Here is a 25,873-nt window from a genome sequence, read left to right as displayed (position 1 = left end):
AAAACTGTTGGATGATGCTGCTTGATAATCATTTAAAGTGACGGAATACCGTGGATAAGATTCAGGAAAGCAGCGCATTTATTGAAATAGGCAATCAAGAAATTCATGTCAAAACGTGGCAGCCTGTAGATGGCGGTCAGAATTTAGCGCCCATCATCTTGATGCATGATTCACTGGGCAGTGTCGATTTATGGCGTGACTTTCCCGCGCAATTGGCGGCTGCCACAGGGCGAAGCGTCTATGCCTATGACCGTTTGGGCTTTGGCCAATCGAGCGCGCATCCCGATCAGTTAAAAACGGACTTTGTATTGACCGAAGCGCAGCAGGCTTTTAAAGCGGTGATGGATCATTTTCATCTTCATCGCTTTGTGATTATGGGCCATAGTGTGGGCGGCGGCATGTCGGTGGTGATTGCGGCAGCCTATCCAGAGCGATGCGCCGGTTTAATCACCATCGCCGCGCAATATGAAGTAGAAGAGCTGACTTTGGCCGGAATTCGGGAAGCGAAGTCAGGTTTTACGCAGCCGGGGCAGCTTGAGCGCTTGGCGCGCTATCATGGGGATAAAGCGCAGTGGGTGCTGAATGCATGGACGGAAACCTGGCTATCCCCCGTTTTCCGTGATTGGAATTTGGCCGCCCAGCTCAGCGGCGTGCATTGTCCCGCGCTGGTCATTCATGGCGAGCTGGATGAATATGGCACCACAGCACAGCCCCAGCAGATTTTCCAAGGGGTCGCGGGGCAGGCAGAACTGCAGATTTTAGAGGGTTTGCACCACATGCCGCATAAGGAGCAGCCTGAACTGGTGACTGCGCTGATTGCTGATTTTGCGCAAGAACTGAATTAAGCAAAAAAGAATAGGCAAAAAAAATCAGAAAAAAATGCGCCCATCCAATGATGGGCGCAGCGCTAGATTTGATTGATTGAATTTATAAGGTACGTGAAATCAGTTCTTTCATAATTTCATTGGTGCCGGCATAGATGCGGTTGGCGCGGTTATCAATATAGGCGCGGGCAATCGGGTATTCCAGCATATAGCCATAGCCGCCATGCAGCTGCAGGCATTCATCCACCACTTTCGAGAACATTTCTGAGATTTTATATTTGGCGGCGGCGGCGGCATCGATAGCTAAACTTTCGGTCAGCTGCAGTTCCATGCAGCGGTCGAGATAGCTGCGGCAAAAGTCGATTTCTGTGCGCAGTTCGGCCAGATTAAAGCGGGTATTTTGGAAGCTGGAGACGCTTTTGCCAAATGCTTTGCGCTCTTTGGTGTATTGCACCGTATGGGCAAAAGCCGCTTCTGCGCCGGCTTGGCAGATAATCGCCACCAGCATCCGCTCCCAGGCTAATTCTTTCATCAGCATCATAAAGCCCATGCCTTCCATGCCGAGCAAATTCGATTTGGGCACACGCACATTATCAAAGAACAGTTCGCAGGTGTCTTGGCCTTTCATGCCGATTTTATTCAGCGGCTTGCCTTTGCTGAAACCTGCGCGGTCGGCTTCAACGATTATCAAGGATAAATTGGCTGAGCCTTTTTCAGTATTGCCGGTTTTGCACACGACGATCGCCATATCGCAGAGATAGCCATTGGTAATGAAAATCTTCGAGCCGTTAATCACATAGTCATCGCCGTCTAACACCGCTGTCGTGCGCACCGCCTGCAGATCTGAACCGGTGCCGGGCTCGGTCATGGCAATCGCGGTGACGGCTTCGCCTGAGGCCATTTTCGGCAGCCAATGCAGTTTCTGCTGTTCATTGCCGAAGTTATTGATGTAATTGGCGACAATATCCGAGTGCAGCGAGAAGCCCGTAGAGGAGTCCATGGCATAGGCCTGTTCTTCAATGAGGATCATGCTGTACAGCCGGTCAACGCCTGATCCGCCATAGGCTTCCGGCATGGTGGTGCACAGCAGGCCCAGCTCGCCGGCTTTATTCCACAGATGGCGGTCGACATGCTGCTGTTCTTCATATTTGGCAATATTCGGCACGACTTCTTTTTCATAAAATTTGCGGACGGTATCGCGGAATGCTTCATGTTCTTCAGTGAACAGCTTGCGCGGCAGCATATTGGGAATCGGGCGGATTGCACCTGACTGCATGATGATCTTCCTGAGTTTTTATAGATATGCCATCAAACTATAAGATCCGCAGAATCCCAACAATGAGCTGAATGTTCAAAACTGCGGGAATTGCTGAAGGATTTCGCCAATTTGCAGAATTGATGCTAACAAAGCCGTCAGGATCAGGTAAAATGTGCAAGACTTAAAATCATTGGGGGTATGCAATGAGTGATGACATCACTTTAGAAGAACGCAAAGTAATTTACCGCGCGCGCCGCGGCTTAAAAGAAATTGATGTTTATTTTGACCCGTATGTCAAAAATTATTATCTGCAGGCGGAAGCGCCTGAAAAAGAAATGTTTGCAGAACTTGTTGCTCAGGAAGACCCGGACCTGCTGGATTGGTTTATGGAAGTCAGTGAGCCGCCGCGTCCAGAATTAAAAGCTTTTATTCAAAAATTAAAGCATTACGTTCATGGATAAATGCAGTTTTCAGCTGAAGCACAGCTATTTAGCGCTGATGTTTCATCTTGCTGTATTTGCGGTATTGATGACGCTGCTGTATCTGCTGCTGCCATGGGTGCTGTGGTGCAGCCTGCTCTTGCTGGGCGGTGCGGCCTATCTGCTGTTTTACCGCAAAACCCCGAAAATTACCGGACTGGATTATCTTGATGGCAAGGAATGGACGCTGTCCGCCCTGGGAGCAAAACACCGGGTGCAGATCAGCCATATTATTGATCATCAAGCCTATATCGTGGTGTATTTTCAGCATGCCAGAAGCAAGCCGATTATTGTCTGGTGCGATCAAATGCCTTTTCAGCAGTGGAAATCATTCAAAGTGTTGGCAAAAATGATCTGATTGTCTGACACTTTGAAATTTTATAAAAATAAAAAACATATTAGAAAGAATAACTTAAATAATTGATAATGACTCATTGTCCGACATAAATTCAAATAATTGGCATAAACTGACGATTGTCAGACAATAATGCTGCAGCGCGTGATTGCTTTTATGTACATTATCCAGACCAACAGCAAGCGGAGATCGAGATGGATTATCCAACTTGGATGTTTCTGGCAGCGGCAATTATTTTAGCGATTGTTGCAGGACGGCTGGGAACAGTGCTGAAGGAACGATTTGCACAACAAGATTAAGTGTTTTTACACTTTCACAGTTAATAAGCAGCATGTGCTGAACCGTCGCAATGCTGCTTTTTTTTGCCTAAAATTTGGCATTTTTCAAAATACAGTCAATTTCACATTTTTAAATACATGGCATAGTGCAGGATCAACTTAGAGTAATTGCTCTTTAATTCAGAAATTGCTTCTGATATGTTTGTCGATATGGACATAAACACAATTATAGAGGACAGGAAAATGTCGAGCGTCCAAAAAATATGCCAAGGTGCGGCTGCAATAGCAATAACAACATTATTAAGTGGCTGTTCGCAAGTTGTCAAAACTGGCGCCAACGTTGCTTTAGGATTTACTGAAAACCATCTTGTGCCGCCTATTTTAGCAATGGATGATGCTGAAATGGTCTGCAATTCCGGCACTTCTTTAACGCCGGCCATTATGGCCACCAAAGATATGGGCGCAGACCCGACCCGCGTGGCTGTGCTGATGTATTCTGCTGCAGGCATTTGCGCGGAGCAAAAAGCGCTGGATGCGGAATTGCGCTACTTGCGCGCCTCCAAAGCCAATCAGGTCACTGAAGCGCAGGATGCCCGGATTGAGCAAAAGCGCTGGGCGGCGCTGGCGGCACAGCGCCAATATACCGGCTATCAGCTGTTTCAAAACCGTTTTGAAAAAAAATATAAGAAAAGCTTAGGTGAAAGCTGTCCAAAAATGAACAGCGATATTGAGCAGACTGTGTATTTGCTGGGCATGCTGAGCGGCCTGCAGTCCATGACCAACGACATTAATTCCGGCGGCGCTGTCAATGTGCCGAAAGATATTGCGGCTGTGGTGGAACGCGGCATGAGCTGTTTAAACAATGAAAAATTCTGGGGCGCGCCTGAAGCGACCCGCGCCGTGATTTGGACACTGTTGCCAGGTGCAGGAGAGGGCAAGCCGGATCCGTATCAGACCTTAAAGCAGTCGACCAAAATTGGCGAACAAAAAGGCGTGCGCTTATCGCATGCGATGTATGCCGTGGCTGCGCAAGCCAGCGGCGATGATGCCAAAATCCGTGATGCGTTAAGAACTTTTGCGCAGGCGCGCAGCGATGAGAAACCGGTCAATCCGCAGTTCAAGCTGATTGACAGCATGGCGGCTTCAATGGTCAAAGGCATTTCAGACCGTTACTGGACCGAACATACCGGTGTGCGTACAGCCGATGACGGCATGGAACAGTTCTGGGATGACTCCGGCGATTCCTCGGAGCTGGATGAGCTGTTTGACGCAAAGAGTGAATAAAGCTGAATTCAGGGCATGCTTGAACCAAGCATGCCCATTCAGGCCGCACACAGGGAGTGCGTATGACAGATCACTATCTGGTTCGTAAAATTGTTTTTTTGGCGGCGGTTCTTTCGATCTGTGCCTGCCTGCAAGTCTTTAAAGAATCTTTTTTTTATCTGCATCAGCTCTTGTTTGCAGAACCATGGCGCATCTGGACAGGGCATTGGGTGCATGTGGGCTGGGTGCACTATTTTTTAAATATGCTGGCCTTTATCTGCTTGCCGTTCATTTTTCCCCGGGCATCGGTTTGGCATTTTACAGCGCTGCTGCTGGTGCTTCCGCCGTTAATCAGCCTGAGCTTTTACTATTTCTTGCCGGATATTGAAGCTTATGCAGGGCTTTCCGGGGTGCTGCACGGCGCTTATGCGGCTGTGGCCTGCGTGCATTTAATTTACCGGCGGGAGCGCAAGTTTGCCGCGCTGGTGCTGCTGCTGATTTTATCCAAGCTGATTTGGGAAAATACCATCGGCAGCACGGGCACAGCCCAGCTGATTGGCAGCCCGGTATTGGTTGAAGCGCATTTGCTGGGAGTGATTTGGGGGATCGGCGCAGCGGCGGCGTATCTGCTGATTGAACATTTTGCAGAAGATTAGATGCAAGAATTATATTGAGAATCAATGAGTTTAAAGATGATTGAAGATGTGCAGTGACTAAGTTGACATTTAAAACATAAAAGAAAATGCATATTGTCATTTTCAAAGACTGAAAAGTAATGCAAATTGCTGAAGATAAGAAAGCAATGGGCTAGGAGAAAGGAACTTTTCCGGCCGACAGGACAAGGCAGCCATGCGTGATTGATGCGCCGCCGAAAATAAAAATAGGACAACTCATGCAAAATAATGAACACAGCAGATCGGGGCAAGGTCTGTTAAGTTACATATGGAACGAGTGGATTTCAACCTTCGTAGTTTTAATTTTATTGCTGCTGACCCTCATTATTGGCACGGGCGAAATGATCCATGGCCAGCTGCTGCGTACCGGTGAGCGCCTGTACGGCAATGAAGCGATTGGCATGCAGTATTCCTTCCTGCGCGCAGAGCCTGTAAAGCCTGAATGTGACCGCCATCCGAATGTCGATGCGCTGGTGCAGGCGCAAATGAAGCAGAATGCCAATGATGAATTTGCGGATATTTTCGGGACCACCTCTGAATCTGATGTCCGCGCTTCGGTGATGGCGGGCGTGCAGCAATGCGAAGAAAAATTCCAGTTTTATGATAAAGCGAAAAAATATCTGGATGATCATCCAAGCATCCGCACTTACCGCACCATTGAAACCACTTTCTTCGGGATTTTTAAATTCGGTTCAGAAAACCGGGTATTGATTTTGCTGGTGATGGTCTTGGTGTCGGCGATTACGGCATCGGTCAAGTTCCATCATATAGGCCTGCGCGCGCCAACCAGCAAGCTGGACTATAAGGTGTATGCCTTATTCATGGCGATCGGCAACGGCCTGCTGACATTCTCGGTATACAGCCAATTTAATTCTGTTTTAAATTCAGGGGTTAAATCGACAGGTGAAACGCTGGCGGTGTATTGGCTGTGGCTGGCGCTGTTCGGCGCGGTCATGCTGATCAGCATTTTCCAGTTCTTTAAAACGCCTGCGGCGAAACAGGACGGCCCTGGCAATATTGGGCTGGCGCTGCTGAGTGTGCCGCTGTATGCCTATATGGCGATCATTACTGGGATAGCGTTTACCTTCTTCATGGATTATCCAATGGGGCAAGGCATCTATCTGGGGCAGCTGGTCGAGTTTTCGGGCATTTTCTTAAACTTGGCGCTGTTTATCTGGGCGGGTATGCTGCTGACGCAAACCCGGATTATGGATTTATTCCTGGGTATTTTGCGCCCGTGGAATTTAGCGCCAGAAACCCTGACGTGGCTGATCCTGATTGCCGCAGCTATTCCAACAGCGTATACCGGCGCATCGGGGATCTTCGTTGTTGCCGCAGGCGCCATTATCTATAAGGAAGTCTGGAACTCCGGCTCACGCCGCCAGTTTGCTTTGGCGGTCTCTGCGATGTCTGGCTCTTTGGGCGTGGTGATCCGACCATGCCTGCTGATCATCCTGATTTCCATGCTGGACAGCCGCCATGTGACTTCAGATGAACTGTTTGATCACGGCATCTATGTATTCTGGCTGACCGCCTTTATTTTCTTGGGCATTTCACTGTTTCTGGCGGAAACCCGTTTCCGTGTCAATTCACCGAAAATTGCTGTGCCAGGCATGCTGAAAGCGTTCATTCCAGTGATTCCTTATATTGTGCTGACATTCATTGTGATTGCATTCTATAAGTATGGCCTAGACACCAAAATGGACGAATTTACGGCACCGGTGATTCTGCCGATTCTGCTGATTGTCTATATTATGTTTGACCGCTGGTTTGCCGACCGTTTCAGCAAAGAGCCAATGGATATGCATGCCTCTGTGGCGCTGCAGCATGAGCAAAATTCAGAATTCATGCGCGAGCATGGCGGACATGGCCGCAACCGCCGCGGTTTTGGCAACTCCATCTGGTTCGCTTCATCTGAAACGGTGGGCCATATCGGCGCGCTGATTATTTTGATGGCGCTGTCGGCCAGTGTCGGCGGTTTAATTGAGCGGACTGAAGTGGTTGAAATGCTGCCAACGCATTTGGGCAATATTTATATTTCCTTGGCCTTTATTGCCTTGCTGCTGGCGATCGTCGGCATGACTACCGATCCTTTTGGCGCGGTGATTTTAGTGGCGGCGACGATTGCGCCTGTAGCGTATGAAAATGGCATTCACCCAATTCATTTCTGGATGATTGTTCTGGTGGCCTTTGAACTTGGTTATGTCTCACCGCCTGTGGCGCTGAACCATCTGCTGACCCGATTATCGGTCGGCGATGAAGAGGTGCGGGCGGCGGATGCTGAAGCGAAGGAAATGTATACCAGTTTCTATTACCGCTATGAGCGCTGGATTCTGCCGATTATAGTGCTGTTCCCATCGCTGCTGGTGGTGACCTATGCGCCGTATATTTTCAAACTGTTCGGCTGGTATCACTAAGCGGCAGTTTCTGAAGAATCAGAAAATTGAAGAAGCATAAAAAAGCGCCTGAGGGCGCTTTTTTATGGCCCGTGCTTTGGGATTAGAGTTTGCGTCAGCGGATTGATTAAGCAGGATATGCAAGCAGCTTTGCCGCAGCGGGCTGCACAGCTCAATGGCAGCAAAATAAAAACAATTATGCGGATGGTATCCGGCGCTTGATAGCGTAAGAGAACAGCTCCGATGCAAAAAAAGAATAGCAGTGTTATTCACGAGGATTTGCCCTGCAGGCACTCGTTTATAGGTATGGATCATGATCAGCGGGCAGACTTGGGCCACGATGCCGGCGCCAATCAGCCGTTCAATTCTGTTCTTGCGCAGCGGCGCTAGAGCTAAAAGATGAGAATCATTGACCTCAGTGCTGTATAAGCAGACCTACAGCATGATTCATGCTGACAGTTCGGCGGATGCGAATGGAGACATTCAGCGCTTTCCGATCTTTAAAAAACGGCTCGCTGGCTCACTTTAATTGGCTAATCGCTTTAACTGCAGTGCGCTTTGCCTATGCATGACGCATAAAAAATAGGCTGGAAATATGGTGATATTTCAGCCTATTTCGAATGGGATAATTTTATTGCTTTTGCGCCAGCTGCGCTTCCAGCAGTTTCAGCTGTTCTTCTTTAAGCTTGATCAGCTGATCTGCATCTGCATGCTGCGCTTTGAGCGTCTGTTCCTGTTCAGACAGCTGTGACTGGAGATCTTCCAGCTTCGCCAGTTCTTCTTTGGCGAGAGATGCATTTTCAGGCACAGGCGCTTGCAGCACATCATCTTCAATGAGTTTTGGCGTATTGATTGAAGCTTCTGACGCGGCAGCGGGAGGCGCAGTGGCAGCTGCAGGCGCGGCTTGAACAGGCGCTAGGTCAGCTTGATGCGGCGGCAAATTTTCAGTATTTGATGACATAATCCATTGATATGCTAAAAAAAGCACAATAACAGCCGCGAGTCCCCCAGCAATCCCGATTAAAAGTTTCGGGCTGTGTCTTTGATCTTCAATCATATAAAAGCCTTGTTGTTATTTTGGCTGGCGAGGCTTGAAATGAATGACGCCGACCTCGTCTGGCGCAGCCGGAGTTTCCGGCTCTTCCACATGGGTCGGGCGGTTTTCGCTGTAACCGCAGTCAATGCATTCAATCCATTCATCGTCGCCTGAAGTAAGCATGACAACCCGATCCAACGCCTGGCATTTTGGACATTTTGCACCCGCAATAAAACGGCGTTTAATGGTCATCATACTTACCCTTGCTCAAACTAAGGCCACTAGTTTAAGCGCTTTATGATGCGTTCGTCCAACCTTGATGACGAAGTAAAGCATCTATTTTTGGCTCGCGTCCGCGGAAATTGATAAATGCGTCAAGCGCCGTATCTTTTCCGCCAACTGCTAGAATAAACTGCCGAAACTCTTTTCCGGTCTCGGTATTGAAGATGCCTTCTTTTTCGAAACGGTCGAAGGCATCGCTGGCCAAAACTTCCGCCCATTTGTAAGAATAGTAGCCGGCTGCATAGCCGCCTGCGAAAATATGGCTGAAGCCATGCTGGAAGCGGTTAGAACTGACGTTGGGTGCAACGGCGTATTTTTTCCGGATGTCATCCAGTTCGGCTTGAATCTGCGCCGCATTTAAAGCCGGGGCAGCCTTGTGAATATTCAAGTCAAACAGGGCAAATTCAATCTGGCGCAGCGTTTGCATGCCCGATTGGAAATGGCGCGCATCCAGCAGCGCTTTCAGCAGGTCATCCGGCAGAGGCCGCTTGCTTTCGATATGTTCGCTCAGCAGGTCCAAGCTTTCTTTATCCCAAGTCCAGAATTCCATGAACTGGCTCGGCAGTTCAACGGCATCCCAGGCCACGCCATGCGTGCCCGCAACGGCAATATTGTCGACTTCGGTCAGCATGTGGTGCAGGCCATGGCCGAATTCATGGAACAGGGTATTGACTTCATCGTGGGTCAGCAGCGCCGGCTGATCACCGACCGGCGGAGTGAAGTTGCAGACCATGTAGCAAATCGGTTTTTGCAGGCCGTCCGCCGTCTGCATGCGCGAACGGAAACCGCTCATCCATGCGCCGCCGCGTTTGCCGCTGCGCGCGTATAAGTCGAAGTAGAAGCCGCCCAGCACTGCGCCTTGATCTTCCAATTCAAAATAGCGCGCATCGGGATGCCACACCGGCGCTTCGCGTTCAACCACATGGATGCCGTATAAACGGTTCACAATGCTGAACAGGCCTTGCAGGATTTTCGGTGCAGGGAAATACGGCTTCAGCGCTTCTTGAGATAAATTGAACTGCTGCATTTTCAGCTTTTCGCTGTAATAGCCAGTGTCCCATGGCTGCAGTTCGGTGATGCCGTCTGCCGCGGCAATGGCTTTCAGTTCCGCAATTTCATGCTCTGCAGGCGCGCGCGCATGCTGCGCCAAATCAATGAGGAATTCACTGACAGTTGCGACATCCGGCGCCATTTTGCTGGCCAGTGACAATTCCGCATAGTTGTTGAAACCGAGCAGCTGCGCCATTTCCTGACGCAGGCTCAAAATTTCTTCCATCACAGCGGTATTGTCAAATTCAGGATGGCCGCCCAATTCTGAAGCTTTGGTGGTATAGGCTTGATACAGCTCTTCACGCAATGCACGGTCCGCAGCATAGGTCATGACCGCCATATAAGACGGAATATCTAAAGTGGCTGCTGGCTGCTGCAATTCGTGCTGCTGGCCGTACTGATTCAAAAGGTCAATGCTGCTTTGCGGCAAGCCTTGCAGCTGCGCTTCGCTGAGCGGCTTTACATAAGCTTGAGTGGCATCCAGCACGTGGTTGGAAAAGTCTGAAGACAGCTGTGATAAGCGTGAAGAGATCTCCGCATAGCGTTTTTTCGCTTCACCTTCTAAGGCCACACCAGACAGTTTGAAGTCGCGCAGCGCTAATTTGACCGCGCTTTGTTGCGCTGGCGGCAAGGTGCTGAAAATGCTGCTGTCATGAATGTGCTGATAGGTTTGATACAGCGCGGTGTGCTGGCCCAGCAGCGTGTAGTATTCGCTCAGCGCCGGCAATAAGGACTGAAAGACTTCACGGGTTTCGGCATTGTTCATCACGGCATTCAGATGCGACAGCACGCCCCAGGACTCGCTCATGCTGTTTTCTAAGCTGTCGACGTCATCCAAGACCTGCAGCTGGGCTTGAATGCTGTCCGGTACGGCAGTCAGCTGATTTAAAAAGCTTTGGCCATGTTCAATGGCCTGCTGAATCTGGACTTTCAGCTGATCTAAAGTGATTTGATCAAATTGCGGGACGGGCAGCGTTGCCTTTTCTAATGTCATGATTTTAATGCCGTATAAATTTTTCAGTTATCTGTAGATGTAAGGCTTCATCGCAGTGAAATCAAGGCTGAATTGCGATTTATTCTGAGGAAGAAGATGATTCTGCGGAGGGGAGAGTTTTTATTTTTTGAATATTATGAATCTAGGTGCTGTCGTGGCCAGCACTCCGTTTGGCGTGCGCGCCAATATGGGAGATAAAAAGCAGGGCTGAAGTTCAGTCATTTGAGCGTGGTGAACGTGCTTAAACTCAGCAGGATAAAGTCCAGAAAAGGCATAGCGGTGTTCGTATTGAGGGTGATGAAGATGCCCGTTTATTGCTTATTGCTGGATAAATTTTCTTTTATCAAAAGGTTATTATTAAAAAGAGCGCCGAAGCGCTCTTTTCTTTCAACCTTAATCCGCAGCTGATTTTGCATTGGATTTTTTCTTTTTCGGTTTGGATTTTTTCTTCACTTTATCTTTAGCCTTTGCTTCAGATTTTGCTGCAGGTTTTTTAGCAGGTTTTGCGCCGTAAGAACTGGGCTTGGCTTTGGCTTTTTTCTTGCGAATGGGACGGTCTCCGTCGTCATTGGCACTGGGCTTTTCACGCTCAGCAAAAACTTCTTCTTTGGCGTCACGCTGAACCGGTTTTGCCACACGCGGCGCGCGGCTGCGCACGGCACGGCCTGCATGGGTCAATTGCTGCAGCAGTTCAAAGTCAATCTTGCGCTCTTCCAGATTCACGCCGGCAACTTTAATCTTCACTTCGTCGCCGAGGCTGAAGGTTTGCCCGTGGCCTTGGCCGACAAGGCTTTGGCTTGGCTGATCAAAGACAAAGAAGTCATCGCCCAATTGGCTGACATGCACCATGCCATCGACATACAAATCTTTTAAAGTCACGAATAAGCCGAATTCCGCTACTGCAGAAATGGTGCCGACAAATTCTTCGCCCAAATGCTGCTGCATATAATGGCATTTCAGCCAGCCAGTGACAGAGCGTGAAGCTTCATCTGCGCGGCGTTCCGTTGCTGAGAAGTGCTCACCGGCATCATCCAGCGAAGCGCCAGACAGCGGATACGGCTTTTTCTGCAGCTGCGCTTTAATGGCGCGGTGCAGCAGCAAATCTGGATAACGGCGGATTGGCGAGGTGAAGTGCGTATAGGCTTCATAGGCGAGGCCAAAGTGGCCTGCGTTATTGGCGCCGTAATAGGCCTGCATCATTGAACGCAATAGCACGGCATGAATGCTTGGCGCATCAATGCGGTCTTTGGTCGCTTCAATGACTGCTTGATAATCGGCCTGAGTCGGCTGTTCAGGGAAGTTCATGCCCAGCAGCTTGACAAAATCACGGACTTTTTGAATGCGTGAAAACTCCGGCGGCTCATGCACGCGGTACAGCATCGGAATTTCATTTTTCAATGCATATTCCGCTGCAGCGACGTTGGCCAGCAGCATGCACTCTTCAATCAGTTTGTGCGCTTCGTTGCGTGAACGCGGCAGAATTTCATCGATGCCGCCCAGCTCATCAAAGGTCATGTAGGTTTCGACGGTTTCAAATTCCATGGCATGGCGTTCTGCACGCAAGCCTTTCAGCACTTGATACAGCTGGAACAGGGTATTCAGTGACTTGCGGACGTTGCGGTCTTCAGGCACCGCTTGGCTGTCGCCGTCAAAATACTGCGCCACTTGGGTATAAGTCAAACGTGCTTTGGAGTGCATCACACCCGGATAGAATTCAAATTTCGTTACACGGCCCGCACGGGACAAATTCAAATCACAGACCATACATAAACGGTCGACATCTGGATTGAGAGAACATAAGCCATTCGAGAGCGCTTCCGGCAGCATCGGCAATACAAAATGCGGGAAGTACACGGATGTGCCGCGTTCCTGCGCTTCGTCATCCAACGGTTTACCGGTACGGACATAATGGCTGACATCGGCAATCGCCACCACCACGCGGTAACCGCCGCCCGGACGTTTTTCTGCATACACCGCGTCATCAAAGTCGCGGGCATCTTCACCATCAATTGTGACTAAGGACAGGTCACGCAGATCAATGCGGCCTTCACGGTCTTTTTCCGACGGTTCTTTAAAGCTTTCGGCTTCTTGGATGACTTCTTCTGGAAATTCATACGGCAAGCCAAATTCTAAAATGGTTTGCGGAATGATAATTTCGGTATCGGCTTTGTCCGCCATCGACTGCACAATATGGCCTGCCGCAAATTCTTCTTTGGTCGGGTAGGTGTCAATCGCTACGCGGATGGAATCGCCCAACTTTACCTTGGCATGCTCAATCAGCTCTTTTTCTAAGGTAATCGGCTGATGCGCATTCGGATTTGACGGCTGAATGAAATATTCGCCTTCATATTCTGAGACCTTGCCGATAATTTCTTTGACACGGTGCTGCACAACTTCAGTAATAAAGCCCCATGCTTTGCCTTTGCGGTCGACAGAGGTTTGGCGGACTTTGGCGCGGTCGCCATTAAAGACTTGACGCAACTCGCGTTCAGGCAGCAGAAGATCATCTTGACCTGAAATATTGGCCGTGCCTAAACCTTTACTGTTAATGTAAACCGTTGCTTCATGGGTCGGCTGTTCTTCAGCCAACTGAAATTTAAAGCCGTCTTTCATCAGCTGTCCGTCACGCACCATGGCGATTAAGCGATGGCTCAGGGCATCAATGCTTTTTTGATCGGCAATTTCAAAATGCTCGACAAGATCTGCATGCGACAGCGCAGTTTCACGCTGTTCAATGGTTTCCAAAATCAGCTTGCGGCTGGGAATTGGATTTTCGTAACGTTCGGCTTCAGCTTTTGCTTCAGGATCGACCCAATTTTTCATAATGTCTTTGGCTTCAAGTCAGAAGATTAGGATTAGCATAAGACATGCAGTCACAGACTGCACGTAAATGATTGCAATAATGTGTTTTAAGCCGGAATTTTACGACGATTGCTAGAGAAATGGACGGCAAATATGTGTTTTTTCTATTTTTATGCGCAAAGATTCTGGAAATTGCTTAAAAAGTATTTAATTGAACAAAAAAATGCAAAAAAACAGTTGGCATTGCTTGCACCGCTGCAGTTAAGTTTGTATTATGGCCGCACGTTACGGTGAGATGGGTGAGTGGCTGAAACCACGTCCCTGCTAAGGACGCATATCCATTACGGGTATCGAGGGTTCGAATCCCTCTCTCACCGCCACGCTTTACTTATGTCGCGCTCATAGCTCAGCTGGATAGAGCACTTGGCTACGAACTAAGGGGTCGGGAGTTCGAATCTCTCTGAGCGCACCAATAAGTAAACACGAAAAGTAACGTAAGCCGTTAAAGGCACACAAGTTTAGCGCTCATAGCTCAGCTGGATAGAGCACTTGGCTACGAACTAAGGGGTCGGGAGTTCGAATCTCTCTGAGCGCACCAACTTGATCAAGTTAGAAAAAACCGCACATGCTGCGGTTTTTTTGTGCCTGTAATTTATGCGCTGTTCAAATGATGGCCTGTTTGACATGCGGCTATTCTATCTATCCGCTGGCCTTAACTCGGCTGCCTTGCGCTTTGTAAAAGAGGAGATGGATTTTGCTCCGTAAATCATCAAAGCATCTCGCTGAAGACAAGCCCTGCAATAATGGCTGCATTCAATAGGCTTTTTGGGAAGGCGTGCACGGCAGAAGTTTTACATCACGCTAAATACGAAGGGAATGGCTGTTGATTGCTCTGTTGCAGTATACTTTTTGGGCTTGCAGTGGCAATAAAAAGCCTTAATCTGCCGAACAATTGGGCAAACCGGCAAGATGTGCCTAAATACTAGACACTCGATCTGATTTATACAAATAAACGCTTAACAAAAATCAAAACTCACGTATAATGCACCTCATCAAGACGTCGCGCTCATAGCTCAGCTGGATAGAGCACTTGGCTACGAACTAAGGGGTCGGGAGTTCGAATCTCTCTGAGCGCACCAACTTGATCAAGTTAGAAAAAACCGCACATGCTGCGGTTTTTTTGCGTCTGAATTTTGGTCCAGGCGCAATCGAAAATAAATATAAACTATTCAGCCTTTTACCGTATTTTTAAAGCCAATAGGGTGTTGCCGCCTACGGCCGGCAGCATTTTATGGTCAGGCAGGCTGATCTGTTGTGCGGGATGCACGTAAATCGAAATGCTGCTGCCGGCAAAGTTCGCCCAGCGCTGCGGGCTGTGTTGAAATGGGCTCGACTTGAACCGCCGCGCTGTAAAATGACTGCAGTAAAATAGTTCTGAGAGCCGTGCGGCGCATATCGCCTCCTGCTTATGCCTGTATTGTTTGCTGTATTTTTAGCGGTTTTGGGGCACCATAGACAGTCTGAATGCGCTGAACGGCAATGGAAAAAGAATAAGGAAATGGCGGAATTTAGTGTAAGATTCAGCTCAATTTATATGAATAATGTGTGAATACGCGTATGTCTGACACTCAACCTGCATTATCGCTGCGTTATTTTTTGAATTTGGAAGAATCGCAGGATGGCTTTGCGCTGGCGACTTTCGGCAAAAAACAGTTCACCCGCTTTATTACCCCGGTCATTAGCATCGCGATTATCATTTGGGGCCTTTATTTAGGCTTTAATGGTGTTGGGCGCTACTATGTGGGCTTGGGCGCATTTTTCTTGGTGATGCAGATTTTAATGCGCTATTGGTTTTTGCCGATGATGTTCAAGCGTCAATTTGTCAAATACCAATTTGGTAAAAGTGAGCAGGGGATTGATCTATATCAGGATCATGCTGATCTGCATGCCAATGGCCGTAAAAATGCGTTCAATTATGCCGAGGTTGCCAATTTTGCATCGGGCAAACTGACTTATATGCTGGAATTGACCAACCGCACCGTTGTGATCGTGCCTAAACGCGCTTTTGCCAATGCGGCGGATCAAACGGTATTTGAAAATACTTTTAAAAAGAAGTAATTCAGCCAAACTTAATTCAGCCATCATCATCCCAAGCGCTGATGAATGAAAAACAGGAAGAAACCGATGACACGTCCATCTAAAATTGTTTGTGTAGGCCGCAGCTATGCGGATCATGCGAGAGAACTGGGTAATGCGATACCGGATCGTCCTGTTTTATTTATCAAGCCGCCCAGCGCGCTCACCGCTTTAGACGATGGGATTGCATGGAATGCCGCGCTCGGCAGCTGTCATTATGAATGCGAGCTGAGCCTGCGCATTGACCGCCCGTTAAAAGCGGAAACTGACCCGCTGAAAGCGCTGCAAGCCGTGGGCGCAGTAACCTTGGGACTGGATTTGACCTTGCGTGATCAGCAGGATGACTTGAAGAAAAAAGGCCAGCCGTGGGAGCGTGCCAAAGCCTTTGATGGTTCGTGCATACTGGCGGATTGGGTTGATGTGCAAGATGCCGTAAGTGATTGGAATGATGTGCATTATACGTTGCAGATCAATGAAGAATTACGTCAAAAAGGCGATACTTCGCATTTGATTTTTGACATCGGCTATTTGCTGGCGGACATCAGCCAAGTGTTTACTTTGGAAGCTGGCGATGTGGTGATGACCGGAACACCGGCGGGTGTGGCGGCATTGCAGTCTGGCGAACAGCTGAAAATGACGCTGAAAGGCAAAACACAGGATTATGTCTGGATGACTTTTGTCAAATAAGGTGATTTTTAAATTTTAAAAATGCCTCATGTTTAATATTCAATTGATATGAAAAGCAGATTGTAAAATTAGCAGTCTGCTTTTTTTGCGCTTGATAAAAATAACTTATTGAAATAATTAGAAACTATTGTAACAAATTATTATTACTTAAATTGATGATTATTGCCGGTTAAAATCTGTTTTTGTGATATGGTGTCCATTCTTTGTATGAGTTTTATTCTTTTTAGAGAATTTGCGCTGTTTATGGCAGCCGGCTTTTTTCTAGGAACTCATTTCTTTTTATTAGCATCCTAATTGGAAAGATGATATTTGTCTGAAAATTAAGATTCTATTTTTCTTATTTTTTATCATGAAAATAATCCAGTTCAGGATTTTTTTATTTCTCATCTATTCATCTGATTAGGAGCTTTCCAAGAACTCAAAACTAATGGAGATAGCAATGACCCGAATTGCAATTATCGGAGCAGGCCCTAGTGGCATGGCTCAATTAAGAGCATTTCAATCAGCAAAGGCCAAAGGTCTACAAGTTCCAGACATTGTATGTTTCGAAAAACAAAACGATTGGGGCGGACTATGGAACTACACTTGGCGTACCGGTGTAGATGAACATGGTGAAGCGGTACATGGAAGTATGTATCGTTATTTATGGTCAAATGGACCCAAAGAGGCATTGGAGTTCGCAGATTATAGCTTTGATGAACATTTTAAAAAGCCGATTGCTTCATACCCACCACGCGCGGTACTTTGGGACTATATCAAAGGACGTGTCGAAAAAGCAGGCGTGAAAGATCAAGTCCGATTTAACACCGCAGTGCATCATGTTGAGTTTAATGCAGACACGCAGCAGTTTACGCTACAAGTCTGTGATCATCGTGAAAATCAGGTCTATTCAGAACAGTTTGATTATGTAATTGTTGCTTCTGGGCATTTCTCTACGCCTAAAGTCCCTGAATATGAAGGTTTTAATATCTTTAATGGACGAATTTTACATGCACATGATTTCCGTGATGCAGTGGAATTTAAAGGCAAAACAGTGCTGATTGTGGGCAGTAGCTATTCTGCTGAAGATGTCGGCTCACAATGTTATAAATATGGCGCTAAACAAATCTATAGCTGTTACCGTAGCCAGCCGATGGGTTATAAATGGCCGAAGAACTGGTCTGAAAAACAGCAGCTTTTACGTGTAGATGAAGATACTGCTTATTTTGCGGATGGCAGTTCAGCCAAAGTGGATGCGATTATTCTATGTACAGGCTATTTGCACCATTTCCCATTTATGGCTGAAGATTTGAAGTTAAAAACCAATAACTGTCTCTATCCTGCATCTTTATATCAAGGTGTGGTGTGGGAAAATAACCCTAAACTGTTCTATTTAGGGATGCAGGATCAGTGGTACACCTTCAATATGTTTGATGCGCAAGCCTGGTATGTGCGTGACATCATTTTCGGCCGCATTGATTTGCCGGAACAGGCCGAGATGCAAGCGCATTCACAGGCTTGGATTGCACGGGAAAGCAAAATCCAAAGCTCGGAACAGATGGTGAAATTCCAAGGCGAATACATCAAGCAGCTGATTGCCGAAACGGATTATCCAAGTTTTGATATTGATGCTGTGAATGATATTTTTATGCAGTGGAAAATGCATAAAAAAGCCGGAATTATGAGTTTTAGAGATAAAACCTACCGTTCGGTGATGACCGGAAAAATGTCGAAGCAGCATCATACGCCGTGGCTGTATGCTTTGGATGACTCTTTAGAGGCTTATCTGGACAGTGAAAACCGTGAACAGCGCGCGATTTAATCCCGTGTCCTGTTCATTCAGCATTTAAAGAGAAATAAAAAAGACCTGTTATTGCAGGTCTTTTTTATTTGTTTCTTTTCAGCGGATCAGTATGTTTGAGTGTGATCGGTGCTTTTGTATGCCTAAATTTTTAAAACCTTTAAGCGGTGCGCTGCAATTTTCTGAACTGGTCTGGCGTCAAATTCATCCAGCGCTTGAACATATTGATAAAGGCTGAAGCATTAGCATAGCCTAAATCCAAGGCAATGCTTTCCACTTTTTTCCCTTCGGTCAGCATGCTCATGGCTTTGATGACTTTTAAGCGCTGACGCCATTCATTCAGCGACATGCCCAATTCTTTCAGGCAGCAGCGCGCCAGTGTGCGTTCGGTCATATTGGCGCGCTGCGCCAGCATATGCAAAGCGCTGTTGTCCGATGGATGCTGATGCAGATAATCTAAAATTTGCTTCAGTGCAGGGTGGCGCGTGTGGGGCAGGTAGCTGCTGACCAATTGCGCCTGCTGCAGCTGATCCAGCATGACCTGCAGCAGGCGCTGATATTCAGGAGAATCTTCAGGCAAGGTCTGCTGCTGCGCATTTTGCTTTAAATGCTCAAAAATGGCCGAGACTAAGCTGGAGCTGAGCAGAATGCCGGCTTGTTTGGGCATGCTGCCGCACAGCTGCTCATGCACATACAGTGTTCCATGTGAAACGGCTGTGCGGTTCAGGCCGCTGTGCTGCGCATTGGGCGGCAGCCAGATGCCGTAAGGCGGCGGGGTAATGTAATCCACTTGGTTAATGTTCACTTCCATTACGCCATGAAAGGCATAAATGAATTCCCCCCAGGCATGGCCGTGCGCAGGATATACCGATAAAGCCGGATCATCGCGGAAGCTCAGCCAGAGCGGGCGCGCGATTTCATCATTGGTCGGCAGCTGCTTGAAAGCGCTGGAATCATGCTGGAGCTTATGCGGCATAGCGTTTGCCTGAATTAAAAGATGGCTTGTCTGTTTTGAATTATATCTTTTATTTACGACAGTTTTATAGTGTGCGCTTGATGAGCGGCCGGGTAAGTATTGTGGAACTGCGTAAGGCGCTGGATGTTCAGGCATCTGGCTTGATGATCATTTTGTGCATGATTTGGGGCATCCAGCAGGTGGTGCTGAAATTGGCTGCGCCGGACATTGCGCCTGTCATGCAGATCGCCATCCGTTCTGGATTGTCGGCGCTGCTGGTCTGGCCGCTGATCCGGCTGCCGAAAAATACGCATCTGTACTCGAAGGCTTATTTATTGCCCGGCATTTGGCTGGCGGCGCTGTTCTCTGCCGAATTTTTGCTGGTGGCGGAGGCGCTGCGCTATACCACAGCCTCGCATACGGTGGTGCTGCTGTACACCGCGCCAATTTTTGTGGCTTTGGGCCTGCATTGGAAATTGCCGGCAGAAAAGCTCAACGGCATTCAATGGGCAGGAATTTGCGTGGCTTTTGGCGGGATTGTGCTGTCCTTTATGGGGCGGGATACTGGCGGAGCGGTGATCACGCAGGCCTTATGGGGCGATTTTTTAGCGTTGATGGCTGGCGTGATGTGGGCTTTAACCACCATCTCGCTGCGTTTGACCCAGCTGGCGGATGCCCCGCCGACCCAAACGCTGTTTTATCAGCTGGCGGGCGGCTTTATTTTTTTAATGCCGGTTGCGCTGCTGAGCGGGCAGGCTGACGTGCATTGGAGCGCGGTGGCGATCGGCAGCATGGTGTTTCATGTGCTGGTGATGTCTTTTTTCAGCCTGATGCTGTGGTTCTGGCTGCTGCGCAAATACTTGGCCAATGCTTTAGGGGTGTTTTCATTTTTAACGCCGATTTTCGGCATGGTGTTTGGCGTAATGTTCTTGCATGAACAGATTGAAGCAAACTTTATTGCAGGGACGGCGCTGGTGATGGCAGGGGTGATGATTGTCAGCCTGCATGCCTGGATCAAGCGCGCTTGGCATCGGGCAGCGTCTGTGTAACTTCGGGCGGAAACCATGCGCACGCTAGGTGTTTTCAGCGGCAAATGCTAATGTACGGCAACACAAATTTAAGGATAATCCTGTGCAAGCTCGATAGGCGCTGGATGCCAAAGCATCTTCGATCATGTTTTTCCTCTGCATCCTGTGGGGGTTGCAGCAGATTGTGGTCAAATGGGCTGCTGCGGATATTGCCCCGATCATGCAGATGGCATTGCGCTCGGGCCTGTCGGCTTTGCTGGTTTTTCCGCTGATCAAGCTGGCGCAAGGCCAATCCTTGTGGAGCCGTCAGTACTGGTTTTCCGGCGGCCTCGTCGCGGCGCTGTTTGCCGCGGAGTTCTGTCTGATCGGTGAAGCGCTGCGTTTTACTTCGGCCTCGCATACGGTGGTGCTGCTGTATACCGCGCCGATTTTTGTGGCATTGGGCCTGCATTGGAAACTGCCGGCAGAGCGTTTGACATGGCAGCAGTGGGGCGGCATTTTGAGCGCTTTTTTAGGCATTGTGGTGACTTTTGCCGGCCGTGGGCAGGCGATGCAGGAGTTCAGCTCGATATTGCTGGGCGATCTGCTGGCGCTGGGGGCTGGTGTGCTCTGGGCGGCGACCACCGTTGCCGTCAGGCTGAGCAACTTGTCAGAGGCGCCGGCAACGCAAACACTGTTTTATCAGCTGCTGGGCGGTTTTGCGCTGCTCTTTCCGATGGCGTTTGTTTTGGGACAAGGCCATATTCAATGGACGGCCGTCACTTTTGCCAGCCTGCTGTTTCATGCCGTGCTGATTTCTTTTGCCAGTTACCTGATTTGGTTCTGGCTGCTGAAACGCTATCTGGCGTCGCGCTTAGGCGTATTTTCTTTTTTAACGCCGCTGTTTGGCATTCTTTTTGGCGTGCTGATTTTGAATGAGCCGCTGGAGCGCAATTTTTTGGCCGGCACGGTAATGGTGATGGCTGGGGTGCTGATTGTCAGTTTGTCTGGACGATTAGCGAAAAAGCCGGCCGTCCAAGATGAACGGGCATAAAAGTTAAAAAGGCCATGATCGCATGGCCTTTTTTATGGATCAGCTTGAACTGATTTTTAAAAATGAGGGATTGAAAGGCATCTGCTTCGCATCATTTTTCTTCAAAAATGCTGGACAGCGGAACGGCCAGTTTCGCCGCTAGATAATTATCGGACTCAATCAGCGCCGGGCCAATGCGCTCCAGCCATTTATCCTCAGTGGCATGATTGATATCTTCACGGCGCGGCAGCGGATAAGGCAGCTGCACATAAAAGCTCCAGAAATCCACCTGAGACAAATTTCGCAGCAGCACAAAATTATTGTCATCGGTACGCTTGATCAGATTTTGCTTTTCCAGCATCTGCACATAAGACGGCCAGCGGCCAATTTCTTCCCGGCCCAGCACATCCAGCGCCTCGGCCTCAGTCACGGTTTGGCCGTACTGCTGTTTTTTATAAAACAGTTCCAGCACATCCAGCAGCATAATGACTTGATGGCGCTTGCGGCGCATATGCGTATCGGCATTAAAGGCGGTCAGGGCAAAGCTGATTTCGACACCGATCAGGACAATATTCCAGGACAGAAAAACCCACAGCAGGAAAATTGGCACCGCAGCAAAGGCGCCGTATATAATTTCATAGCTGGTGAAGTTGGACATGACAAAGCTGAACAGATGCTTTAGCATTTCAAAAACCGTCGCGCTGAAAATGCCGGCAAGCAACGCTGCCTTGATTGGAACTTCACGGTTCGGGATGGTCCAGTTCAGGATGAAAAATCCCAAGATGGTGAGTGAAAAAGAAATGCACCATAAAATAAACGCGCCATCAAGTTCATAGCCGGCAAAATTATTGCTCAGCACATTTATCGATGCGACGGTTGAGGAAATTACAAAGGCGCTGCCCAGCAGAATTGGCCCTAAGGAAATAATGGTCCAATAGCGCATAAAGCCCAGAATGCCGCCCCGGGTGTCGCGTACACGCCAAATGCGGTTAAACACGGTTTCAATGCTGGTCAGCATCATGACCGTGGTGATGAATAAGAACAGCACGCCGATGATGGTGAGATTGCTGGATTTATCGGTAAACGCATTCAGGGCCTTGTCAAAGGCAATGGTGGTTTTGGGTAAAAAATTGCTGTAAATCAGCTGCTGCAGCTGCTGCCGTGCGGGTTCAAGCGCTTTAATCGAAGAGATGATAACCAAGAAAACCGTCAGCATCGGCACGACTGCGAACAGGGTGGTATAGGTTAAAGATCCTGCCTGTTCACGGCAGCGGTCGGCCTCAAAACGGCGGATGACAAATAAAATAAACTGAAACCATTTCTTGTCATAAAAGGGAAGTTTTCTTAAATAGGCTTCTATCATGCTTTCAAGTCTCTATTTTTTAATCATCTTTTCTCAATTTTCATGAAGTAGCTTACCCAAAAAAACAGAAAAATACCGTATAGTTTTCTTTTTTCATCTTATTTATTCAAAATTATGCAGCCTTACGTCCTTGTTCTTTATTACAGCAAATATGGTTCAACCAAAGAAATGGCGCATTTGATTGCCAATGGCGTGGAAGCGGCGGGCGCTGCTGTGAAAATCAGAACGGTGCCGAAGATTGCCGCGGTTGTGACTGAAGCGGCACCCAGCATTCCAGAAGACGGCGATATTTACTGCACGCTGGATGATCTGGCGAACTGTTCAGGCTTGGCTTTGGGCTCGCCAACGCGTTTCGGCAACATGGCCTCTGAAATGAAATACTTTTTAGATCAAACCACCAGCCTTTGGCTGAATGGCGCTTTGCATGGCAAGCCAGCCTGCGTGTTTACAGCATCAGGCTCGATGCATGGCGGGCAGGAGAGCACGCTGCTGACCATGCTGCCGCCGCTGTTCCATCACGGCATGATGGTGATGGGGCTGAGCAATCAGCATCCATCCTTGTCGAATACCAAAACAGGCGGTACGCCGTATGGCGCCAGCCATGTCAGCGGCCCGCGCCATGATTGGTCATTGAGTCCGGATGAAAAAGCGCTCTGTGAAGCGCAAGGCAAGCGCTTGGCGGAGCTGGTGCAAAAGCTGCATTAAACAGGCGCGGATTGCATGGGTTTTGTTGTTTAACAAATCAATGCAACGGCGGCCAGCGGAAAATAAACCCAGATGGCGATTAAAATTTTTAAACTGTATTGCCTGGCAGCCGTTGAAAACTTTGCAAGGAATGAGCAGGAAAAGCCGGACTTTACCGTGCAGCAGGAGACGGTCAAAAGCCAAGCAAAGCATTTGGCAGATATTTCGCAGTAAATTGCTGAGGCTTAAAATAAAAAAAGAGCGCATATGCGCTCTTTTTTTTATAATTCTCAGACCATGTACAGCTTTATTTTTGCTGCTCTTCGTTACGTTCAGCGCCATGCTGTTCATTAAAACGGTGCTTGCATTTTTGGCATTGATAATCCAAAAAGACATTTTGGTCGACAATCACGCCGGCTTTTTTGCCGAAGCGGTGGCCGAGGAAGCCGCCCGTGATGCCGACACTGATTGCGCCGACGAAAGTGCCGACCGTGCCGCCCATAATGACGCCCAGCGGGCCAGCGGCTGCACCGATCATCGCGCCAATGGATGCGCCGGATGCCGCGCCGCCGACTGTGCCTGCCGCCGTGCCGGCGCCGCTGAGCAGCACGCCGCCAATTTTTTGCAGGCTTTGCTCATGATCGCGCTTTACCACCTCTGCCGATCCGCATTTAGGGCAGGCGATAGCGTGAGGGGGAATTGATGAATCTGTGGTCTCTGTAGTCATAGACGGTGCTGTCCTTGAGATTAATCTTATAAAGCTGTTGCTTTTAAGAGAGCTAGAGCTTTGTTTTCCAATAATATCTGTACCATAGCGTTTTTCCCAAAACGCAGAAGTGCTGAAATATGGCATTTTTGTAATGATTTTTAAAGCGCCGTAATCTTTGGCGGCATTTGCGATCACTCTGATTTTACTGTTCTATGACGCAATAAAAAAGAGCGCATCGGCGCTCTTTAATTTGATGAAGCCTTGCCCTTAGTCGCGGACAAATTCAACAGTCGCGTTTGCCAAAGACTTCACGCGTGCCAAAGACTCAACACGGTAGCCTTTGTCCAGCAGGATTTGGCGGCCCGGCTGGAATGATTTTTCAATCACGATGCCAATGCCGATGACGCTGGCTTCCGCTTGGTGAATCAGGTCAGCTAAGCCCAGCGCTGCTTGACCGTTGGCCAAGAAGTCATCAATGACCAAGACTTTATCTGATGCATCGATGTGCTTTTTAGAAATCGCAATCGTGCTTTCCACTTGTTTAGTGAAAGAGAAAACTTTTGAACGGTACAAATCATCTTTTAAGGTTAAAGATTGATATTTGCGGGCAAAAATTACCGGAACGCCAAGTTCTAAACCAGCCATCACTGCAGGCGCAATGCCTGAAGCTTCAATGGTAATAATTTTAGTGATGCCTGCATCTTTAAATAGGCGCGCAAATTCTTGACCAATTTGCTGCATCATCACGGGGTCAATTTGGTGGTTTAAGAAAGAATCGACTTTCAGAACTTCTTCAGATAGAACGATACCTTCAGCTAAGATTTTCTGTTCTAGTGCGTACACGGGAGAATCCTCAAGGGCAGGTGCTTTTTAAAGCAAAGGCGTATTTTAAAAAGCACCGAGAAAAATGCAAGCGAAATTGATCAAATCAATTAATTTGTTGCACCTTTATAGCCCGTTAACAGCAAGCCGTAAGATGTTTTGCCGTCAAGGTGTGTAACTTTGACTGGTGCATAGTCTAATTTAGGCGCTAGCCAGAATACTGTTTCACGGCCTGGCTTATCATGTTTCATCACCACTTTGACGGTATCAAAGGTGCCGTAGCTGGTTTTGACTTTCTCTGCGCCTTGTTTGACGAATTTGCGCGCTTCAACTTCTTTGGCATCGGCAATCCAGTAGCTGGATTTTAAGCTGCCGTCTTTCAGGTCTTCACGAATCTGCAATTCCGCATTCAGCTCATCCAGTACGCCGGCTTTCCATGCAAATGAACGCGCTTTGTCATCTTTTTGCGTGCTGATGGTTTTTGAGCCTGGATTGAAGTTAATGCTCATGGTGTTGTTATGCACTAAAATTTTGCTGGTGCGCTTGAAGCTGCCGGATGTAATGCTGGAGCCATTGAAGCTGAAGCTGCTGCTTTCTGTCGCAGAGGCGATGCCGCCGGCTTTGGCTGCAAAGACATAAGACCAGTTATTGCCGGATTTGCTGAGGGTACGGGTGGCCGACCCCATATTTTTGCCATTGTAGCTGAACTGATAGCTGGCTTGGAATGGACTCATGGCAAACGCTTGGCTTGCGAATCCAGTAAACAGCAGTGCAGTGCTTACCCCTGCAGCAAAACCTAATGATTTAATAGCTAGCTTAGCCATAAGTAAATTATTCCTATGAAGTTGTCGTGTTGTGAAACAGCCGGATCTGGCCGCCGTTTCACATTCATCCAGAGATGAGTATTCAGTATGCGCGCAGATTGTGAAGATGGAAGTGAAAAAGCGGCAGCAAATGTATATTTACTGCTGCTTTTTTATATGCGCGCTTTAAAAACAGGGCCTTA

The 25,873-nt window shown here is 48.3% G+C and carries 24 protein-coding genes and 4 tRNA genes; 17 read left to right on the top strand and 11 right to left on the bottom strand.

Translation table 11 applies throughout. The features are described 5' to 3' along the window. Positions 1-50: 50 nt before the first annotated feature. Positions 51-845: an alpha/beta fold hydrolase gene (locus ACE3T3_RS13215; RefSeq protein WP_374667669.1), complete on the top strand. Its 795-nt coding sequence runs from the start codon at positions 51-53 to the stop codon at positions 843-845. 82 nt (positions 846-927) lie between these two features. Here the strand turns inward: ACE3T3_RS13215 and ACE3T3_RS13210 are convergent, their stop codons facing one another. Then, positions 928-2,100 (bottom strand): acyl-CoA dehydrogenase family protein, encoded by a 1,173-nt coding sequence (locus ACE3T3_RS13210; protein ID WP_374667667.1) that lies wholly within the window; start codon positions 2,098-2,100, stop codon positions 928-930. Between the two features lie 185 nt (positions 2,101-2,285). On the opposite strand from ACE3T3_RS13210, the gene ACE3T3_RS13205 reads away from it, so the two are divergent. From ACE3T3_RS13205 to ACE3T3_RS13185, 5 genes are all read left to right on the top strand, one after another. Next, positions 2,286-2,543, top strand: coding sequence for a succinate dehydrogenase assembly factor 2 (locus tag ACE3T3_RS13205; protein WP_374667664.1), 258 nt, complete (start codon positions 2,286-2,288; stop codon positions 2,541-2,543). Further along, positions 2,536-2,919 carry a hypothetical protein gene (locus tag ACE3T3_RS13200; RefSeq protein WP_374667662.1) on the top strand — a complete coding sequence of 128 codons (384 nt, stop codon included), beginning with the start codon at positions 2,536-2,538 and terminating at the stop codon, positions 2,917-2,919. The genes ACE3T3_RS13205 and ACE3T3_RS13200 overlap by 8 nt, the downstream gene beginning before the upstream one ends. A 518-nt stretch (positions 2,920-3,437) precedes the next feature. Beyond that, the gene (locus ACE3T3_RS13195) at positions 3,438-4,478 is read left to right on the top strand and encodes a hypothetical protein (protein WP_374667660.1); all 1,041 of its coding nucleotides are present in this window, start codon (positions 3,438-3,440) and stop codon (positions 4,476-4,478) included. 62 nt (positions 4,479-4,540) lie between these two features. Then, positions 4,541-5,113: a rhombosortase gene (gene rrtA, locus ACE3T3_RS13190; protein ID WP_374667658.1), complete on the top strand. Its 573-nt coding sequence runs from the start codon at positions 4,541-4,543 to the stop codon at positions 5,111-5,113. A 236-nt stretch (positions 5,114-5,349) separates the two neighbouring features. Beyond that, positions 5,350-7,548 carry a TRAP transporter large permease subunit gene (locus ACE3T3_RS13185; protein WP_374667656.1) on the top strand — a complete coding sequence of 733 codons (2,199 nt, stop codon included), beginning with the start codon at positions 5,350-5,352 and terminating at the stop codon, positions 7,546-7,548. 610 nt (positions 7,549-8,158) lie between these two features. Here ACE3T3_RS13185 and ACE3T3_RS13180 read toward each other — a convergent pair. The 4 genes from ACE3T3_RS13180 to rnr all read right to left on the bottom strand — a co-directional run bounded on the left by ACE3T3_RS13180 (position 8,159) and on the right by rnr (position 13,715). Beyond that, complete coding sequence (locus tag ACE3T3_RS13180) at positions 8,159-8,584, bottom strand: hypothetical protein (protein WP_374667654.1); 426 nt, start codon at positions 8,582-8,584, stop codon at positions 8,159-8,161. Positions 8,585-8,599: 15 nt separating this feature from the next. After that, on the bottom strand, positions 8,600-8,809 hold the full coding sequence (locus tag ACE3T3_RS13175; protein WP_374667693.1) for a YheV family putative zinc ribbon protein: 210 nt from the start codon (positions 8,807-8,809) through the stop codon (positions 8,600-8,602). A gap of 49 nt (positions 8,810-8,858) precedes the next feature. Beyond that, entirely contained in the window at positions 8,859-10,889 is a 2,031-nt protein-coding gene (locus tag ACE3T3_RS13170; RefSeq protein ID WP_374667652.1) for a M3 family metallopeptidase, read from the bottom strand. A gap of 393 nt (positions 10,890-11,282) precedes the next feature. Then, positions 11,283-13,715 carry a ribonuclease R gene (gene rnr, locus ACE3T3_RS13165; RefSeq protein ID WP_374667691.1) on the bottom strand — a complete coding sequence of 811 codons (2,433 nt, stop codon included), beginning with the start codon at positions 13,713-13,715 and terminating at the stop codon, positions 11,283-11,285. Between the two features lie 265 nt (positions 13,716-13,980). Here rnr and ACE3T3_RS13160 point away from each other — a divergent pair. The 4 genes from ACE3T3_RS13160 (at position 13,981) to ACE3T3_RS13145 (ending at position 14,830) form a co-directional block, all read left to right on the top strand. Then, positions 13,981-14,071, top strand: a tRNA-Ser gene (locus ACE3T3_RS13160). A gap of 15 nt (positions 14,072-14,086) precedes the next feature. After that, positions 14,087-14,163: transfer RNA gene (locus tag ACE3T3_RS13155), tRNA-Arg, on the top strand. 49 nt (positions 14,164-14,212) lie between these two features. Beyond that, positions 14,213-14,289, top strand: a tRNA-Arg gene (locus tag ACE3T3_RS13150). Between the two features lie 464 nt (positions 14,290-14,753). Then, positions 14,754-14,830, top strand: a tRNA-Arg gene (locus tag ACE3T3_RS13145). Positions 14,831-14,986: 156 nt separating this feature from the next. On the opposite strand, the gene ACE3T3_RS13140 is transcribed toward ACE3T3_RS13145, so the two are convergent. Further along, on the bottom strand, positions 14,987-15,145 hold the full coding sequence (locus tag ACE3T3_RS13140; RefSeq protein WP_374667650.1) for a hypothetical protein: 159 nt from the start codon (positions 15,143-15,145) through the stop codon (positions 14,987-14,989). A 163-nt stretch (positions 15,146-15,308) separates the two neighbouring features. Between ACE3T3_RS13140 and ACE3T3_RS13135 the strand changes: the two genes are divergently transcribed. The 3 genes from ACE3T3_RS13135 to ACE3T3_RS13125 all read left to right on the top strand — a co-directional run bounded on the left by ACE3T3_RS13135 (position 15,309) and on the right by ACE3T3_RS13125 (position 18,315). Next, positions 15,309-15,809, top strand: coding sequence for a hypothetical protein (locus ACE3T3_RS13135; protein WP_374667649.1), 501 nt, complete (start codon positions 15,309-15,311; stop codon positions 15,807-15,809). Positions 15,810-15,875: 66 nt separating this feature from the next. After that, a complete protein-coding gene (locus ACE3T3_RS13130; protein WP_374667647.1) occupies positions 15,876-16,514 on the top strand; it encodes a fumarylacetoacetate hydrolase family protein in 639 nt (212 codons plus the stop codon). Positions 16,515-16,953: 439 nt separating this feature from the next. Continuing rightward, complete coding sequence (locus ACE3T3_RS13125; protein ID WP_374667645.1) at positions 16,954-18,315, top strand: NAD(P)-binding domain-containing protein; 1,362 nt, start codon at positions 16,954-16,956, stop codon at positions 18,313-18,315. Positions 18,316-18,454: 139 nt separating this feature from the next. Here ACE3T3_RS13125 and ACE3T3_RS13120 read toward each other — a convergent pair whose 3' ends face one another. Further along, positions 18,455-19,270: a helix-turn-helix domain-containing protein gene (locus ACE3T3_RS13120; protein WP_374667643.1), complete on the bottom strand. Its 816-nt coding sequence runs from the start codon at positions 19,268-19,270 to the stop codon at positions 18,455-18,457. Positions 19,271-19,350: 80 nt separating this feature from the next. Between ACE3T3_RS13120 and ACE3T3_RS13115 the strand changes: the two genes are divergently transcribed. After that, positions 19,351-20,298: a DMT family transporter gene (locus tag ACE3T3_RS13115; RefSeq protein ID WP_374667641.1), complete on the top strand. Its 948-nt coding sequence runs from the start codon at positions 19,351-19,353 to the stop codon at positions 20,296-20,298. A 124-nt stretch (positions 20,299-20,422) separates the two neighbouring features. Next, positions 20,423-21,310, top strand: coding sequence for a DMT family transporter (locus tag ACE3T3_RS13110; protein WP_374667639.1), 888 nt, complete (start codon positions 20,423-20,425; stop codon positions 21,308-21,310). Positions 21,311-21,401: 91 nt separating this feature from the next. Here ACE3T3_RS13110 and ACE3T3_RS13105 read toward each other — a convergent pair whose 3' ends face one another. Continuing rightward, a complete protein-coding gene (locus tag ACE3T3_RS13105) occupies positions 21,402-22,652 on the bottom strand; it encodes a YihY family inner membrane protein (RefSeq protein WP_374667637.1) in 1,251 nt (416 codons plus the stop codon). A gap of 114 nt (positions 22,653-22,766) precedes the next feature. Here ACE3T3_RS13105 and wrbA point away from each other — a divergent pair, with 114 nt between their 5' ends. Beyond that, positions 22,767-23,357 (top strand): NAD(P)H:quinone oxidoreductase, encoded by a 591-nt coding sequence (gene wrbA, locus ACE3T3_RS13100; RefSeq protein ID WP_374667635.1) that lies wholly within the window; start codon positions 22,767-22,769, stop codon positions 23,355-23,357. 72 nt (positions 23,358-23,429) lie between these two features. Next, entirely contained in the window at positions 23,430-23,570 is a 141-nt protein-coding gene (locus tag ACE3T3_RS13095; RefSeq protein ID WP_374667633.1) for a hypothetical protein, read from the top strand. 73 nt (positions 23,571-23,643) lie between these two features. Here ACE3T3_RS13095 and ACE3T3_RS13090 read toward each other — a convergent pair whose 3' ends face one another. The 3 genes from ACE3T3_RS13090 to ACE3T3_RS13080 form a co-directional block, all read right to left on the bottom strand. Continuing rightward, positions 23,644-24,063, bottom strand: coding sequence for a hypothetical protein (locus tag ACE3T3_RS13090; protein ID WP_374667631.1), 420 nt, complete (start codon positions 24,061-24,063; stop codon positions 23,644-23,646). A 249-nt stretch (positions 24,064-24,312) separates the two neighbouring features. Then, complete coding sequence (locus ACE3T3_RS13085; RefSeq protein ID WP_374667629.1) at positions 24,313-24,888, bottom strand: xanthine phosphoribosyltransferase; 576 nt, start codon at positions 24,886-24,888, stop codon at positions 24,313-24,315. Between the two features lie 89 nt (positions 24,889-24,977). Then, positions 24,978-25,691 (bottom strand): DUF3108 domain-containing protein, encoded by a 714-nt coding sequence (locus tag ACE3T3_RS13080; RefSeq protein WP_374667627.1) that lies wholly within the window; start codon positions 25,689-25,691, stop codon positions 24,978-24,980. Positions 25,692-25,873 lie beyond the last annotated feature (182 nt).

Origin of the sequence: Acinetobacter sp. (assembly GCF_041919735.1) — a bacterium.
In the GTDB taxonomy this organism is placed as follows: Bacteria; Pseudomonadota; Gammaproteobacteria; order Pseudomonadales; family Moraxellaceae; genus Acinetobacter.
This window is presented reverse-complemented; position numbering and strand designations above follow the sequence as displayed.

Bases quoted from the DNA above. Each gene is read 5' to 3' on its own strand.
- ACE3T3_RS13210 (WP_374667667.1), bottom strand. From the start codon at position 2,100: ATGCAGTCAGGTGCAATCCGCCCGATTCCCAATATGCTGCCGCGCAAG.
- ACE3T3_RS13205 (WP_374667664.1), top strand. From the start codon at position 2,286: ATGAGTGATGACATCACTTTAGAAGAACGCAAAGTAATTTACCGCGCG.
- ACE3T3_RS13200 (WP_374667662.1), top strand. From the start codon at position 2,536: ATGGATAAATGCAGTTTTCAGCTGAAGCACAGCTATTTAGCGCTGATG.
- ACE3T3_RS13195 (WP_374667660.1), top strand. From the start codon at position 3,438: ATGTCGAGCGTCCAAAAAATATGCCAAGGTGCGGCTGCAATAGCAATA.
- rrtA (WP_374667658.1), top strand. From the start codon at position 4,541: ATGACAGATCACTATCTGGTTCGTAAAATTGTTTTTTTGGCGGCGGTT.
- ACE3T3_RS13185 (WP_374667656.1), top strand. From the start codon at position 5,350: ATGCAAAATAATGAACACAGCAGATCGGGGCAAGGTCTGTTAAGTTAC.
- ACE3T3_RS13180 (WP_374667654.1), bottom strand. From the start codon at position 8,584: ATGATTGAAGATCAAAGACACAGCCCGAAACTTTTAATCGGGATTGCT.
- ACE3T3_RS13170 (WP_374667652.1), bottom strand. From the start codon at position 10,889: ATGACATTAGAAAAGGCAACGCTGCCCGTCCCGCAATTTGATCAAATC.
- ACE3T3_RS13140 (WP_374667650.1), bottom strand. From the start codon at position 15,145: ATGCGCCGCACGGCTCTCAGAACTATTTTACTGCAGTCATTTTACAGC.
- ACE3T3_RS13135 (WP_374667649.1), top strand. From the start codon at position 15,309: ATGTCTGACACTCAACCTGCATTATCGCTGCGTTATTTTTTGAATTTG.
- ACE3T3_RS13130 (WP_374667647.1), top strand. From the start codon at position 15,876: ATGACACGTCCATCTAAAATTGTTTGTGTAGGCCGCAGCTATGCGGAT.
- ACE3T3_RS13125 (WP_374667645.1), top strand. From the start codon at position 16,954: ATGACCCGAATTGCAATTATCGGAGCAGGCCCTAGTGGCATGGCTCAA.
- ACE3T3_RS13120 (WP_374667643.1), bottom strand. From the start codon at position 19,270: ATGCCGCATAAGCTCCAGCATGATTCCAGCGCTTTCAAGCAGCTGCCG.
- ACE3T3_RS13115 (WP_374667641.1), top strand. From the start codon at position 19,351: ATGAGCGGCCGGGTAAGTATTGTGGAACTGCGTAAGGCGCTGGATGTT.
- ACE3T3_RS13110 (WP_374667639.1), top strand. From the start codon at position 20,423: ATGTTTTTCCTCTGCATCCTGTGGGGGTTGCAGCAGATTGTGGTCAAA.
- ACE3T3_RS13105 (WP_374667637.1), bottom strand. From the start codon at position 22,652: ATGATAGAAGCCTATTTAAGAAAACTTCCCTTTTATGACAAGAAATGG.
- wrbA (WP_374667635.1), top strand. From the start codon at position 22,767: ATGCAGCCTTACGTCCTTGTTCTTTATTACAGCAAATATGGTTCAACC.
- ACE3T3_RS13095 (WP_374667633.1), top strand. From the start codon at position 23,430: ATGGCGATTAAAATTTTTAAACTGTATTGCCTGGCAGCCGTTGAAAAC.
- ACE3T3_RS13090 (WP_374667631.1), bottom strand. From the start codon at position 24,063: ATGACTACAGAGACCACAGATTCATCAATTCCCCCTCACGCTATCGCC.
- ACE3T3_RS13080 (WP_374667627.1), bottom strand. From the start codon at position 25,691: ATGGCTAAGCTAGCTATTAAATCATTAGGTTTTGCTGCAGGGGTAAGC.